This window comes from Alistipes shahii WAL 8301, from assembly GCF_025145845.1.
Lineage (GTDB): Bacteria > Bacteroidota > Bacteroidia > Bacteroidales > Rikenellaceae > Alistipes > Alistipes shahii.
Map to the genome: position 1 here is coordinate 1,473,813 of NZ_CP102253.1, position 14,595 is coordinate 1,488,407.

Sequence of the window (14,595 nt, forward strand, 5' to 3'; positions counted from 1 at the left end):
ATACATATGTCTTATAAGCAATTGAAATTTCCTGAAGCCTCTCTATTTTTGGTTACGGGCGGAGCAGGATTTATTGGTTCCAACTTATGTGAGGCTATTTTGAATCTTGGGTATCGAATTCGTTGTCTGGATGACTTATCTACGGGGAAACAAGCTAATATTGACTTATTCCTCGGGCATCCAAATTACGAATTTATTCAAGGAGACATCAAAGATCTCCAAACCTGTATCGACGCATGCAAGAATGTTGATTATGTCCTCCATCAGGCAGCATGGGGAAGCGTCCCCCGCTCATTGGAAATGCCGTTATTCTACTCGCTGAACAATATTCAGGGAACGCTGAACATGCTTGAAGCAGCCAGGCAGAACGGAGTCAAGAAGTTTGTTTATGCCTCCAGTTCATCCGTATATGGCGACGAACCGGTTCTACCCAAAGAAGAGGGGCATGAAGGCAATCTACTCTCGCCCTACGCCGTAACCAAGAGGTGTGACGAGGAGTGGGCTAAACAGTACACTCGTCACTATGGCCTAGACACCTACGGCATGCGCTATTTCAATGTTTTCGGGCGCAGACAGGATCCCGACGGTGCGTATGCCGCTGTACTGCCCAAGTTCATCAAGATGCTTTTGAATAACGAGCAGCCGACCATCAACGGAGACGGCCGACAAAGCCGGGATTTTACCTATATCGAGAACGTCATCGAAGCCAATCTCAAAGCATGTCTTGCATCCACGGAAGCAGCAGGCAAGGCATTCAATATCGCATACGGCGGTCGAGAATACTTGATCGACATCTACCATACGCTCACCCGGGTATTAGGCAAAAATATCGAACCTCATTTCGGCCCCGATCGCAAAGGCGACATCAAACACTCAAATGCCGACATCTCCCAAGCACGCAAACTCTTGGGCTATGACCCCGAATACGACTTCGCACGAGGGCTGGCAGAGAGTATCGAATGGTATAAAAATAATCTTTAAATCAAAAATCAAGCACAACATGAAAAAGACCAAAATCTGCGTAATCGGACTTGGGTACGTCGGACTCCCCCTTGCCCGTCTGTTCTCCACGAAATACGAGACTATCGGATTCGATATGAATGCAAGGCGCTGCGAGGCGCTGATGGCAGGGCACGATGCCACATTGGAAGTAAGCGATGAACTGCTACAAGACGCCATCAATAACTATGGATTTGTTTGCACATCTGATATTGAGCGGATTAAAGACTGCAACTTTTATGTAGTAGCGGTTCCAACGCCCGTAGATGAGAACAATAATCCAGACTTAGCACCGCTTTATGGCGCATCAACCACCGTCGGAAAGGTCATCTCGAAAGGAGACGTCGTAGTCTACGAATCGACAGTCTATCCTGGTGTTACCGAAGACGAGTGTATTCCTGTCGTAGAGAGTGTCAGCGGACTAAAATTTAACGAGGATTTCTTTGCTGGCTATAGCCCCGAACGCATTAACCCGGGTGATAAGCAGCATACCGTAGAGAAAATCAAGAAGGTGACCTCGGGGTCAACACCCGAGATTGGACAATATGTCAATTCTGTCTACTCCTCAGTCATTATAGCCGGAACACACCTCGCACCTTCAATTAAGGTTGCGGAAGCAGCTAAGGTCATAGAAAATTCACAACGCGACATTAATATCGCTTTTGTAAACGAGCTCTCGAAAATCTTCACCCGTATGGGTATCGACACGCAGGATGTGTTGGAGGCAGCCTCTACTAAATGGAACTTCCTGCCTTTCAAACCGGGCCTGGTCGGTGGACACTGCATCGGGGTGGATCCGTACTATTTAGCACAATGCGCACAGCGCCACGGATATAATCCCGAGATTATCCTTGCAGGCCGACGCATGAACGATGGCATGGGTGAATACGTAGCAGATCGAACAGTAAAACTGATGATCAAGAAAGGTATACAGGTATACGGCAGCAAAATTCTTATTTTGGGCTTCACATTCAAGGAGAACTGCCCAGACGTAAGAAACACTAAGGTCATAGACATCTACAAAGCTCTTATAGAGTATAATGTTCAAATCACCGTCTATGACCCTTGGGCCAACCCTGAAGCTGTATGCCACGAATACGGTATCAAGGTAATTAATGAACTTCCAGCGGAGGAGAAATTCGACGCAGTCATCGTTGCCGTAGCGCATAAAAAATTTGAGAACATCGATATTTCTTCATATCTAAAGGATACACACATCATCTTCGATGTTAAAGCCACCTGCGACCGAAACTCTATCGATGGAAGGTTATGATGGCCAAGAGGAGTCATTGCTTCTAAAAAGGTGTAGCCATAACATTATAAGTATGGCTACACCTATTCAAGCGTTTTGATAATACAGATCTCTGCTCGAACTTTATAATTTGCCTCTGTTTCATCTTTCCGCAAGAGGCTGCGATCCTATTGATATTTCCCTAGTTTTGGGCGATTATGGATTATACACATCTTTGTCTTAAAAGCCGAAGGTTTCATTTCAAAGGTTAATAATACTATACAATATTGTTATTATAGTCTTAACATTCGCCATAACTAGAAAAATATTATACATCCAAACATATTTGACTGTAACCTCTTATTAAATCTATCGGGTTGGGATTAACAATATAACGAACGCTATGGCTCTTTTTCCCTATATAGTTGCAGTGATTGCTATTTCTCATATTTTTTATTTGATTAATAGGTATGAATAGGGGCGTGATTATAAGTTTACTGGCCATTTTATTAGTTGATATCTCGATAAAACTTTTTGGCAATTTCCGATGATCAAAGTTGCACAGGTTTTCGGCTCCCTTGATGCAGGTGGAGCAGAAAGCAGGATGGTAGATGTTTTCTCGGTTATAAATCGTTCTCAATACGAGTTTATATTTATCAGCCTTGACTCAAAGGATAAACAGTTCTATGAGAGCAAGATATATTCTCTAGGAGGTCGTATCATTAAACTTCCATCACCTCGCAGTGAAAGCATTTTTAAGCATATATGGCGCCTACTGAGATTATTTCGGCAATTAAAAACCGAAGGATTGACGGTAGTTCATGCTCACACTTCATATCATTGTGGGGTGGTACTCATGGCTGCGAAGATGGCCGGCATTCCCATTCGTATATCGCACGCTAGAACTACATCTTCGATTAATAAAGGTAGTTTTTCAAGTCGTTGCATGATTTTCATTGGGAGAAGTTTGATTAAGCTTTTTGCGACAGCAAAGTGTGCGTTAAACGAGGAAACGGCTTGCGCGTTATACGGACGTAAATGTTACGAACGCGGGGAAACAATAATTGTACAAAATGCAATAGATCTGGAAAAGTTCAGAGAGCCTATTATTTGCGCCGAACTATCTGATTTACAATCAGACACAACTGTTATTTGCCATATTGGTCGCTTCCAACCGATGAAAAACCATGAGTTTATTTTGAATTTCTTCAATCGTTATCATGACGAAAATAAGAATTCAAAACTAGTATTGGTTGGTGATGGGCCTCTAAAAGATACGATAAAAGCACATGCCATTAATCTGGGAATAAAGAATGACGTAATGTTTCTAGGACTACGCAGTGATATTCCATCAATTTTGGCACGTACAGACTTGTTTATCTTTCCATCGATTTTTGAAGGTCTGGGAGGTAGCGTTATTGAGGCACAAGCGTCTGGTATACCTGCTCTTATATCCGATAGTATTCCGCATAATGTTGATATGGGACTTGAGCTTGTGCACTTTCTAAATCTTGATGCTCCGCTTGAAGCATGGATAGAGCAAGCTAAAAAGATGTTGAGTAGACCTAAAAAGTCATTTCAAGATATAAACAATGCGTTCTCTAGTAGGAACTTTACACTTGCAAATGAAATAAAGCAGTTAACAGATATTTATGAAAACGCTCACAATAATAACAACAACATATAACAGAGCATATTGCATCCATCAAGTATATGAATCGCTTAAACGTCAAGACAGCAACGACTTCTGTTGGCTTGTGGTTGATGACGGGTCAACAGATAATACTCGGGAGGTGATTGAGGACTTTATGAACGAAGGATTGGTTGATATTGAGTATATTTATCAGGAAAACAAAGGCATGACCGGAGCCCGAAATACAGCCTATAATGCATGCAAGACCGAGTTGAATACCATCATAGACTCGGATGACTGGCTTGCCGACGGCGCAGTGCGTACCATTATTGATTTTTGGAACGCCAACAAAAGAGAGGATTTGGCTGGTATAATGGCTCTTGACATAAAACCCAATGGAGAAGTTATCGGGACGACATTACCCTCCTTTCTGAAAGAGACAACGGTAATGGAAGCCTTCGGGAAGCATAAGGTTAGAGGTGACAAAAAGCTTATCTATCGAACAGATATATCAAGACTATATCCTTATCCAGAGTATCCTGGAGAGAACTTTTTCCCTGCAAGTTATAAATTCTTACTCATAGACAAATTGTACAAGATGTTGGTTTTAAACGTGGGTATCTGTGTGGTTGATTATAATGATAACAGTATGAGTTTCGACAAAATAGCTCAATATCGACGATGTCCCAAGGGATTCATTCAGTATTACAATACAGCAATGGAATGTTATGAATATCCTAAAATGATAATCAAAAATTGTCTGATGTATATTGCTATATCAAAGCTGAACAAAGAAAAAAAAATCATTTCGAAATCGTCTCGAAAAGCACTTGCCATATTGCTTTATATTCCTGGATCTATTCTCGCATTTTACATTGCCAACACAAAAAGAAGAGCTCTTTCTGTTCCTGAAAAACATTGAGAAATGAACACAACAGAGCTCCATCTAACTAAATGAGCCTGTATTGCAATTGCCTTAGAACATTATAACAGGCTGAATAATATTGGGAACGGAAGTAAAAGACATTACGCCATTTGATCTTTATTTGCAAAAAGCATGGAGCTATTTTCTCTCTGGATATTGTTAATAGCAACGATAGCGCTTACTTCTATTTCTTTGAGAAAAGAAAAAGTAGTATTGGCAGACAATACAACCTATTACAAGAGCATCATTAATCCGTTATGGATCGGTGTCACTATCTTATTGTTGGCATTCTACACATCGAATACCATAGCCAATGATGTTTATGTTTACAGGGAAAATTACTCGCTAATTCCTACTACAGTCACATGGAAGAGCCTTTTTGAGAAGGGAATCGGTTCAAACCCTCTCTTTGGTTTCATACAAGTTCTGTTCATACGTTACATATCAAGTGATCCCGCCACATTCCACTTTTTTGAAGGGCTTGTAGTACAAACATGCTTAGTTCTCTTTTATCGTCGTTATTCACCATCATTATCAATGAGTCTGTTCATGACCATCACATCTGGATTATTCTATTTTACAATGGTATCATGGAAACAATCTATAGCTATGGGGGTGGGACTGATCGGAATTACATTGATTCAGCAAAGAAGGTACATCCTCTATTATGCACTTTTAGCACTGATGATGCTGATACATCCATATATAATCATGTATGCAACTTTACCTTTGCTAATAAACAACAGGGTGTGGACAACGCGCAATATATTGATCTTAATTACAATGTGCATCGCCGGTTATTTCTTATCAGAAATATTAGGCGCCATGCTTGAAGTTACGGAGACTGTGTTCGGTGACTCGCATGATGCGAATTGGTTTTCAAATGAACATGGCGTGAGCTGGCAGCGAATTTTATTCTTCGCAATCACGCCTGTACTTTCGGTTAGTTATCGTAAGCAAATCAACGCAAAATCGACCCCATTGATGAATGGTTTCATACAAATGGCTGTAATCAGTTTTGGGTTTATGTTTATGGCAATGTATGGTGGCGCAAACTTCATCAGTCGCATGGCAACATACTTTGAGCCATTTACATATGTCGCACTGCCTTACATACTAATGTATATTATTCCCAAGCCTAAAAGGGCCGTTATCAAATGGGGAATACTTACTCTATTTTTGGTATTTTTCTGTTTCCTGCAACTTAAAATGCGCTAATTATACCGACAAATAGGCAATTCCATTGCTGTTGAGTCACAATAAGAGAGGGATACATTAATATATCGTTACAGATAAAAGGGAAAGTACAGATCATGATTTTTAGAGAATCTCTACTTTTTATTTTCATAAAAATACAATGGCTGATGAATACTTTGCCAGATTAGAATCCTTTTTGATAAGATATAAAGATCGTTCTTTGAAATACCGTGAAATTGATTCAAGGATTACCCAGATCTTTGATTTTCAAGGAGCAAACATTCCAAAACACCTGCCACCTTTGACGGAAATTAAATAGAATTGTTCACTAATGATACCTAAAAAGATTCATTATTGCTGGTTCGGGCGCAAACCTTTACCAGATAAAGCGAGACACTGCATAGCATCGTGGCGCAAATATCTCCCAGATTATGAGATCATCGAATGGAATGAGGACAACTTCGATATTAATGTCATTCCCTATACAGCTGATGCGTATGCAGTGGGCAAATACGCCTTTGTAAGTGATTACGCCCGTTTCTATGTCCTTTATAAGCAAGGGGGCATATACTTTGATACTGATGTCGAGGTTATTCGACCTATGGATGATGTAATAGAGGCCGGGCCATTTATGGGATTCGAACTAAACCCTGATGCCAAAAGTCAACAGTACCCTTGTGGCGCTGTGGCTGCTGGGCTTGGTTTAGGTGCAATTGCAGGCATGCCGTTATATAAGGATATTCTTGACTATTACTCTACGGCAGAATTTACAACAGGAATAAAAAGCGTTACGGTCGTTTATCATGTCAGTCAACTTCTTAGGAAGCAGGGGTTGCAGTGTGTGCAAGGAATTCAGCAGGTGGCAGGAGTCACGATATATCCCGCTGATTGGTTTAATCCTTTAGACGACGGTACGGGACGTATTAACAAAACAGAGAACACTCGCACCATTCATTGGTATTCAAAAACATGGATGGATGCACGTATTCGTCGGCGCATACCGTTTTCTCGGTTTGTTCATCGAATTATTGGGACATCGGTTACGCACCCAATCAAGATGATTCTCCAGAAGATTACAGGGAAAAAGATATAATTATGAATAAAAAGAGCATTCTTATAATTCACCCATCTATGGAGATCGGAGGGGCAGAGCGTGCTTTGCTAGGGCTGTTAGATTCGATTGATTACAGGAACTATGATGTAGATTTATTATTATGTCAGCATTCTGGTGAATTTATGCCCATGATAAATAGACATGTGAAGATTCTGCCATACGATAAAAGATATGACTTTTTCATTTCACCTATAACATCTTTAATAAAGCGAGGGCAACTGCTAGTAGCGGCCATACGCTTGTGGGCACGCTACGTAGAACGAATTCATTCGAAACGTCGCGGAGTTAACCATAATGTATGGCACACCCAACAAATTATCCATAACACTATGAGGCCTCTGCTCCCTACGGTTACAGGGCACTACGATTTGGCGATTAATTTTCTAGGTGTCCCGTCTATACTTGCCTTCAAAGTTGACGCAAAAGTAAAAATGACATGGATTCACACAGATTACGATCGTATTGTGGCAAATGCTTCGATTGACCGTAAAATGTTTGATCCCATAGACTATATTGTCAATGTCTCCGACGACTGCAAAAGAATATTTGATAATCACTATCCCGACTATAAAGCACGGTCCATAGTCATAGAGAATATTCTGAACACTTCGCTTGTACGCAAACTTGCGGCTGAATACACAGAATTACCATATGAGCCGGGGTATGTAAACCTTCTTTCAATAGGTCGTTTTTCAGAACCGAAAAATTTTGATTCGATACCGGAGATGTGTCGTATCATGCTCGATAATGGGGTTGCGCCTTTTAAATGGTACATAATAGGCTATGGACAGAGCGAACAACAGATTCGTGACAACTTGGTAAAATTTAAAGTCGAAAATGTTGTACAGATTATAGGTAAACGGAGTAATCCCTATCCATATATATATGCTTGCGACGTATATGTACAGCCTTCGCGATATGAGGGAAAGGCCGTGACGGTCCGTGAGGCACAAATGCTCGGCAAACCCGTTATTGTCACAGCCTACAATACAGCTTCGAGTCAAATAAACAACGGTGTTGATGGGCTTATACTACCAATGGACACTATATCATTTGCCACGGCACTCACACAGGTCCTCGCTGACCATACTCGGCTTGACAGCCTTGCCAGTTATTGTTCAGCTCATGACTTTAGCAACGAATCTGAGATCCAGAAAATATATTCTCGATTCGATGTATCAACAGCAACTTCCAACCTTTAACAATTAACTGATATCGTCGAAAATATCAATACATGTAGATAAAATAAAACTCGTTGTTTTAGAACTTAGCCTGAAACACAATATGGACAAATACGACTCTAACACAACAAAAGTATAGAGAATGCAACTTATAAAAAGGATCTTACAGAGACTTCGGGGGGAGGTCGCTGTTAGCACATTAGTTAAACGCGGCATGAAAACGGGACGGAATTTACACATAATGAATAAAGTATGGATTGATCCTGGACATTGTTGGCTAATAGAGTTTGGCGACAATGTCACTATTGCTCCAAGAGTGACAATTCTAGCTCACGATGCCTCTCCACAAGCATTTAGGAATGTGACAAAAATTGGTCGAGTGATGGTTGGCAATAACGTCTTCATCGGAGCTGGATCAATTATACTTCCGGGAATCACAATCGGAAATAATGTGGTGATTGGGGCTGGTTCAGTGGTAGCCAGAGATATTCCAGATAATACCGTTGTTGCTGGGAATCCATGTAAAATAATAATGGACATTGAGACCTATTTGTCAAAGGTGGATTCCATTAGTCTGCACTTTGACAGAGAGTATCTACTTCCGTTTATTAGTGCAGACAACAAAAAACGGATGAACAATCGTTTACGCGAATCTCGATTTGGGTTATTGGTAAAACGTCTACAATAATTAATGGTGTCGACAGTAGCGAAAAATACTCTGGCTCTTTATGTCAGAATGATTTTAGTGATAGTGATATCACTATACACATCCCGAGTCATTATCAATGCACTTGGCGAGGAAAGATATGGGGTGTATATTGTAGTAGGCGGTCTTACATCCATGCTGGCATTTCTGAATACTACAATGAGCGGGGCCATTTCACGGTATATAAATTTCGACATAGGAATTGGATTGGATCATGCCATTGCAAAGAGGTTCTCATCATCCATGATGATCCAGTTTTCAATAGCTTTGATATTTCTATTTTTAGCGGAAATAATCGGCGTATGGTTTCTGAATAATAAATTGAATATTGCACCCAATTTGATAGATGCTGCTAACTGGATCTTTCAGTTTACGATTCTTACAACAATCATTACGGTAATACAGGTCCCATTTACCGCGATGGTTTTGTCCTACGAAAAAATGGGAGTATATTCTGTAATAGAAATTATATCTGTAATTATCAAACTCGCGTCGGCTCTACTCATTAAGAAAGCTGATACAAACCAACTGGTTTTATATGGAGCTTTAATTCTACTTTCACATTTAGTGATATTTATAACATATGTGCTCTATTCATATAAATCATTCAAATCATGCAGATTCATATATCATCACGACAAAACCAACATTCTCCCTATGTTGAAATTTTCCGCCTGGGATATGTTTGGCAATGTGTCGTATACTTCCATGCTTCAAGGCGCTACAATATTGATCAATATGTTCTTCGGGGCAATTGTCAATGCAGCAGGAGGCATAACAACAACAGTTAGCGCACAAGTGGCATGGTTGGGACGAAATGTAACAATGGCCTATCGTCCTCAAATCATAAATGCTTTTGCCAGGAAGAACTCAGAGACAATGATAAAACTGATGAATGATGCCGGACGTATAGCAACACTACTTATGATAATGGGTACCATCCCTCTTTATATAAACCTGGAGTATGTTCTACATTTATGGTTGGGGATGGTTCCTATCATACAGTGGAGTTCTGCAAGATAATGCTCATTGCGGGGGTTGTTAATACGATAAATGCGGTGGTGACCAATGGGATTCATGCTACCGGAGAGATTGCAAAACTCAGTATCGGAGCCGGGACAATATATTTACTTACCCTACCTGCAACCTATATACTCTTTAGCCAAGGGTTGAGTGCCCAATATTGCTATATTGTCATGCTGGTTGCTCATATAATCACCCTGATTCACAACTGCATAGTATTTAAACATTTAGTTGCAGAGTTTAATATAGTTTATTTTTTATTTCAGAGCTTGCTGAGATGTTTCGGGGCTGCAATCCCCGCATTAATAGTTCTAATATTTGCCACTCGTCACATTAACTCAGATCTACTGAGTCTCATTGTTTCTTCTGTCATTTTTCTGACATTATATTCACTTATCGCATTTTATGTTGCACTTGATAATGGTCAACGGCAAAAAATAAAAGAGTTCATACATATTCGGAGACGATGAAGCATGCTATTATGATAATGGCACATGCCAATTATGAGGGCCTATGCCAATTAATCAAATTGCTCGACAACTCTCATATTGATATTTTCTTACATATCAATAGTAGCAGTTTAGATTGGGATGATAATATTGTTGCCGGCATAACAAATGAATCAAAAGTCATCATTGTTCCTCGTATTAAAGTTACATATTGCAACTATTCACAGGTTGAGGCTATTAAGTCTTTACTTTCAACGGCATTAAAAGGTCATTACGATTATTATCATATTATTTCGGGAGCGGATCTGCCACTACATTCTCCTGCAGAATTCAATGATTTCTTTGAATGCCACAATGGTTCCGAGTTCGTTAATTTTAATCCCCGATATGATGTTACGAGAGCTGGATATTGGTTTTTCTTCGCAAATGCAATTCGAACGTCCTCTGGAATAAGACAAAGATTGTTGATTTATACACATAAAGTCCTATTGAATATTCAGAAAATATTGAAGGTAAATTTTGCCAAAGGGTTCAATGGAACGATTCATAAAGGTGCAGACTGGTGGAGTATTACACATGCAGCAGCAGAATATGTCATTGAAAATGAACCTATCTTTAGAAAGTTTTTTCGAAGAACGTATTGTCCTTCCGAGTTATTAGTTCAGACATTACTCTATAATTCTCATTTTAAGGCAAAAATCTACAGTCTGGAATATAACCCAATGGCTGCACTTCGTGAGATTGATTGGCAAAGAGGAACTCCATATGTTTGGCGCAATTCCGACTTTGATTATTTGATCAATTCAGACTGTATGTTTGCTCGAAAATTTGATGTAAATATTGACAACGAAATAATACAACGAATCATAAATCATATCAAACAAAAATGAAAGCAGTGATTTTTGCTGGGGGGGGGTATGGCACTCGCCTCAGCGAACGTACAGATGTGGTACCAAAACCGATGGTGGAAATCGGAGGCATGCCGATTCTATGGCATATCATGAAGATATATTCACACTACGGTATAAATGAATTTATAGTCTGTTGCGGCTATAAGCAGTATGTGATAAAAGAATTTTTTGCAAATTTCTTTCTTCACAATAGTGATGTGACATTCAATCTGACAGAGAACACGATGAAGATTCACAACACACACAGCGAGAAATGGCGAGTAACACTAGTAGATACAGGACTCAACACTCTCACCGGTGGTCGCTTAAAGCGTGTTCAGGAATACGTTGGAGATGAAACATTCTTCCTCACATATGGTGATGGTGTAGCCGACATAGATATCAATGCAACCTTGTCTGCACATAAGGCTGCGGGTAAGACATTATCAATGACGGTCTATCAGCCTCAAGGCAAACTGGGGGTTGTGGATATTGACACCAAAGGAAACGTCAAAGGGTTTATCGAAAAGCCTAAGACGGGAAATAATTGGATAAATGCAGGTTTTTTTGTTTGCGAACCTAAGATTTTTGATGTCCTTGAAGGCGACCATGAGATGTTTGAACAACAACCTATTGCACGGTTAGTAAAAAAAGGTCAGATACATGCATTCAAGCATTTTGGATTCTGGCGCCCTATGGATACACTGCATGACAACAAAGAATTAAATAAACTGTGGGAGCAAGGCAATGCTCCCTGGAAATGTTGGTAATATAATGGCTTTCAATAATATTTATCAAGGAAAAAGAGTCCTTGTTACCGGAAATACCGGATTCAAAGGCAGTTGGTTAAGTACATGGCTCATCTCGCTTGGAGCAAAAGTTTACGGCTATGCCGATGGCATTCCCTCAAATCCGTCAATGTTCGAAACCATTGGTCTCGACAAAAAGGTCAATCATAAGAATGGAGACATTCGCGATGGAGTAATGTTCAACGATTTTGTTCAGTCAGTTCGCCCTAACTTCATATTCCATCTTGCGGCTCAGGCCATCGTCTCAACATCGTATGCAGAACCTTTAGACACATTGACAACAAATGCTGTAGGAACTGCTGTTGTATTGGAGGCAATCCGAAAGATTGATTGGGAATGTACTTGTGTAATCATAACCTCAGACAAAGCCTATGATAACGTTGAATGGATATGGGGCTACCGTGAGAATGATTCTATGGGAGGCAAGGATGTATATTCCGGATCGAAAGGCGCCGCAGAACTTGTATTAAAATGCTGGTGGCATTCATTTGTGAAACACATGCCGAATATTCGTCTTGGTATTGCCCGCGCCGGGAATGTAATTGGAGGAGGTGATTGGGCTAAAGACCGCATTATTGTGGACTGTGTGAAGGCATTCTCAACAGGCAACTGTGTTGAAATCAGATCGCCTAAAGCCACTCGTCCATGGCAGCATGTATTGGAACCATTAAGTGGCTATCTAACACTTGGTCAATATCTATCCGAAGGGAAATGTGAAAATGGAGAGGCATTCAATTTCGGGCCAAGGGCAGAACAGTCCAAAACAGTTTTGGAGTTGGTTCAGGATCTCTCTTCCTTGTGGGGACTTAACCCGGACTCGACTGTGAAACTTACGGGCAATGTGCCCTTTCACGAAGCAACACTTCTCAAATTAAATTGCGATAAAGCTCTTGCTTATCTCAATTGGCATTCAACGCTTAACTATGACCAATGTGTAGACTTTATTGCTGACTGGTACAGAGCCTACTACATAGACAAATCGTCTGATTTATACAGACTGACAATGGAACAAATTGATAAATACACTGCCGCAGCTGCGCAGCAAAAACTTGCTTGGGCCTTATGATTGAAGGAGTTATACTTGCGCCTCTGAAGCGTATCTCCGTCACAAAAGGTGATATATTTTATGCGCTTAAATCCTCAGATGCTGTGTATAGCGGTTTTGGGGAGGCATACTTCTCCGAAATTCACCCCAAAGAAATCAAAGGGTGGAAACGCCACAAGCGCATGACGTTAAACATAATACCGGTCAACGGAGCAATTGGTTTTGTGTTGTATGATAATCGTCCAGGCAGTTCCACTTATGGAGAGTTCGAGCATATTGTTTTATCTAGGAACAACAATTATCAGCGTCTGACGGTACCACCCGGACTATGGATGGCATTCTACTGCGCAAGCAACGACACTGCAATGTTGATGGATATAATTCCTGAGCCACATGATCCTGATGAAGCAGACAGACTTGATCTTTCGGCAATAAAATATGATTTTATATGAACATACTCATAACAGGAGCCACAGGATTTATAGGAACAGTATTGGTCCCAAAACTACTGTCACATTTTCCTAAAAGTCGAATACTATGTATTGTACAAAATACGGAGAAATTTCGGAGCATATACAATATAGTCCAAAACATTGAGTGCTGCAGGGGAGTTGACAAGGCGGCCATAAATAGATTTAATCCTGAGTACATTATACATTTGGCAGCATACAACACATCGGACGAAGGTGAACAAGTAATTGAGCCATTGATATCCTCCAATATATTATTTGGAGTACGGCTATTGGAATTTATCTCTCATTTGAATGGAATAAAACTATTTATAAACACAGGTTCGTTCTCTCAGTATGCGCAAAACGATGCATATCTTTATTCTGCATCAAAAAGTGCATTCGATGTTTTTCTTCGATTCTATGCAAATCACCATAACCTAAAATACATCACGGCTGTGCCATATTCAGTGTATGGCGGCAAATCGACCGTGAAGCGCTTATTTGATTATATTGTGGATTCGATGGATGCTGTTGAACCGGTAAAAATGACTCCCGGATTGCAGGAGCTGGATTTTATTCATGTGGAAGATGTCGCTAATTTTTATATCTCAGCCATAGAGCATGCGCAAAAATTCACATCGGGCGACATTATTCACTTAGGCACAGGAAGAACCTACACATTGCGGGAAGTTGTGGAGATATTTGAACGTATAAGTTCTAAGAAATGTAACATAGAATGGGGCGGACGTCCATATAGAGATACAGACATAATGTATGCCTGCGCCCCTACACATACAGCACCGTACAAGATCTGGTCTCCTCAAATAACAATTGCACAAGGAATTAAACTATTCATCTCAAACTTTGATTGAGAGTTATTTCAATACAAAGAGAGCGCATAATTTGTTGGAGACGTCACGACAATATTGATGTTTATACCT

Annotated in this window: 14 protein-coding genes; all 14 read left to right on the forward strand. The window is 40.3% G+C overall.

Translation table 11 applies throughout. The features are described 5' to 3' along the window. Positions 1–6: 6 nt before the first annotated feature. Entirely contained in the window at positions 7–981 is a 975-nt protein-coding gene (locus NQ492_RS06370) for an SDR family oxidoreductase (RefSeq protein WP_015547103.1), read from the forward strand. 19 nt (positions 982–1,000) lie between these two features. After that, positions 1,001–2,272, forward strand: coding sequence for a nucleotide sugar dehydrogenase (locus NQ492_RS06375; RefSeq protein WP_015547102.1), 1,272 nt, complete (start codon positions 1,001–1,003; stop codon positions 2,270–2,272). 505 nt (positions 2,273–2,777) lie between these two features. Beyond that, positions 2,778–3,917, forward strand: a complete 1,140-nt coding sequence (locus tag NQ492_RS06380) for a glycosyltransferase (protein ID WP_044054338.1) — start codon at positions 2,778–2,780, stop codon at positions 3,915–3,917. Further along, positions 3,883–4,785 carry a glycosyltransferase family 2 protein gene (locus NQ492_RS06385; RefSeq protein ID WP_044054337.1) on the forward strand — a complete coding sequence of 301 codons (903 nt, stop codon included), beginning with the start codon at positions 3,883–3,885 and terminating at the stop codon, positions 4,783–4,785. Before NQ492_RS06380 ends, NQ492_RS06385 begins: the two co-directional genes overlap by 35 nt. Before the next feature lie 135 nt (positions 4,786–4,920). Beyond that, a complete protein-coding gene (locus NQ492_RS06390) occupies positions 4,921–6,006 on the forward strand; it encodes an EpsG family protein (protein WP_015547100.1) in 1,086 nt (361 codons plus the stop codon). 310 nt (positions 6,007–6,316) lie between these two features. Continuing rightward, the gene (locus NQ492_RS06395; protein ID WP_015547099.1) at positions 6,317–7,078 is read left to right on the forward strand and encodes a glycosyltransferase family 32 protein; all 762 of its coding nucleotides are present in this window, start codon (positions 6,317–6,319) and stop codon (positions 7,076–7,078) included. A 2-nt stretch (positions 7,079–7,080) separates the two neighbouring features. Beyond that, complete coding sequence (locus NQ492_RS06400) at positions 7,081–8,301, forward strand: glycosyltransferase (RefSeq protein ID WP_015547098.1); 1,221 nt, start codon at positions 7,081–7,083, stop codon at positions 8,299–8,301. Positions 8,302–8,521: 220 nt separating this feature from the next. Then, the gene (locus NQ492_RS16200; RefSeq protein WP_316929256.1) at positions 8,522–8,968 is read left to right on the forward strand and encodes a DapH/DapD/GlmU-related protein; all 447 of its coding nucleotides are present in this window, start codon (positions 8,522–8,524) and stop codon (positions 8,966–8,968) included. A gap of 3 nt (positions 8,969–8,971) precedes the next feature. Continuing rightward, the gene (locus NQ492_RS06410; protein WP_015547097.1) at positions 8,972–10,009 is read left to right on the forward strand and encodes a polysaccharide biosynthesis protein; all 1,038 of its coding nucleotides are present in this window, start codon (positions 8,972–8,974) and stop codon (positions 10,007–10,009) included. A 466-nt stretch (positions 10,010–10,475) separates the two neighbouring features. Beyond that, positions 10,476–11,348, forward strand: a complete 873-nt coding sequence (locus NQ492_RS06415; RefSeq protein WP_083810206.1) for a beta-1,6-N-acetylglucosaminyltransferase — start codon at positions 10,476–10,478, stop codon at positions 11,346–11,348. After that, positions 11,345–12,118: a glucose-1-phosphate cytidylyltransferase gene (rfbF, locus tag NQ492_RS06420; protein ID WP_259873971.1), complete on the forward strand. Its 774-nt coding sequence runs from the start codon at positions 11,345–11,347 to the stop codon at positions 12,116–12,118. The genes NQ492_RS06415 and rfbF overlap by 4 nt, the downstream gene beginning before the upstream one ends. Before the next feature lie 4 nt (positions 12,119–12,122). Further along, a complete protein-coding gene (gene rfbG / locus NQ492_RS06425) occupies positions 12,123–13,223 on the forward strand; it encodes a CDP-glucose 4,6-dehydratase (RefSeq protein ID WP_044054334.1) in 1,101 nt (366 codons plus the stop codon). Beyond that, complete coding sequence (locus tag NQ492_RS06430) at positions 13,220–13,654, forward strand: dTDP-4-dehydrorhamnose 3,5-epimerase family protein (protein WP_015547093.1); 435 nt, start codon at positions 13,220–13,222, stop codon at positions 13,652–13,654. Before rfbG ends, NQ492_RS06430 begins: the two co-directional genes overlap by 4 nt. After that, positions 13,651–14,526, forward strand: a complete 876-nt coding sequence (locus NQ492_RS06435; RefSeq protein ID WP_015547092.1) for an NAD-dependent epimerase/dehydratase family protein — start codon at positions 13,651–13,653, stop codon at positions 14,524–14,526. The genes NQ492_RS06430 and NQ492_RS06435 overlap by 4 nt, the downstream gene beginning before the upstream one ends. The last annotated feature ends 69 nt before the right edge of the window (positions 14,527–14,595 follow it).

Excerpts from the sequence above, each read along its gene's own strand:
- NQ492_RS06395 (WP_015547099.1), top strand. The coding sequence starts at position 6,317 with ATGATACCTAAAAAGATTCATTATTGCTGGTTCGGGCGCAAACCTTTA.
- rfbG (WP_044054334.1), top strand. The coding sequence starts at position 12,123 with ATGGCTTTCAATAATATTTATCAAGGAAAAAGAGTCCTTGTTACCGGA.
- NQ492_RS06385 (WP_044054337.1), top strand. The coding sequence starts at position 3,883 with ATGAAAACGCTCACAATAATAACAACAACATATAACAGAGCATATTGC.
- NQ492_RS06410 (WP_015547097.1), top strand. The coding sequence starts at position 8,972 with ATGGTGTCGACAGTAGCGAAAAATACTCTGGCTCTTTATGTCAGAATG.
- rfbF (WP_259873971.1), top strand. The coding sequence starts at position 11,345 with ATGAAAGCAGTGATTTTTGCTGGGGGGGGGTATGGCACTCGCCTCAGC.
- NQ492_RS06430 (WP_015547093.1), top strand. The coding sequence starts at position 13,220 with ATGATTGAAGGAGTTATACTTGCGCCTCTGAAGCGTATCTCCGTCACA.
- NQ492_RS06390 (WP_015547100.1), top strand. The coding sequence starts at position 4,921 with ATGGAGCTATTTTCTCTCTGGATATTGTTAATAGCAACGATAGCGCTT.
- NQ492_RS06370 (WP_015547103.1), top strand. The coding sequence starts at position 7 with ATGTCTTATAAGCAATTGAAATTTCCTGAAGCCTCTCTATTTTTGGTT.
- NQ492_RS06435 (WP_015547092.1), top strand. The coding sequence starts at position 13,651 with ATGAACATACTCATAACAGGAGCCACAGGATTTATAGGAACAGTATTG.
- NQ492_RS06380 (WP_044054338.1), top strand. The coding sequence starts at position 2,778 with ATGATCAAAGTTGCACAGGTTTTCGGCTCCCTTGATGCAGGTGGAGCA.
- NQ492_RS16200 (WP_316929256.1), top strand. The coding sequence starts at position 8,522 with ATGAATAAAGTATGGATTGATCCTGGACATTGTTGGCTAATAGAGTTT.
- NQ492_RS06415 (WP_083810206.1), top strand. The coding sequence starts at position 10,476 with ATGAAGCATGCTATTATGATAATGGCACATGCCAATTATGAGGGCCTA.
- NQ492_RS06400 (WP_015547098.1), top strand. The coding sequence starts at position 7,081 with ATGAATAAAAAGAGCATTCTTATAATTCACCCATCTATGGAGATCGGA.
- NQ492_RS06375 (WP_015547102.1), top strand. The coding sequence starts at position 1,001 with ATGAAAAAGACCAAAATCTGCGTAATCGGACTTGGGTACGTCGGACTC.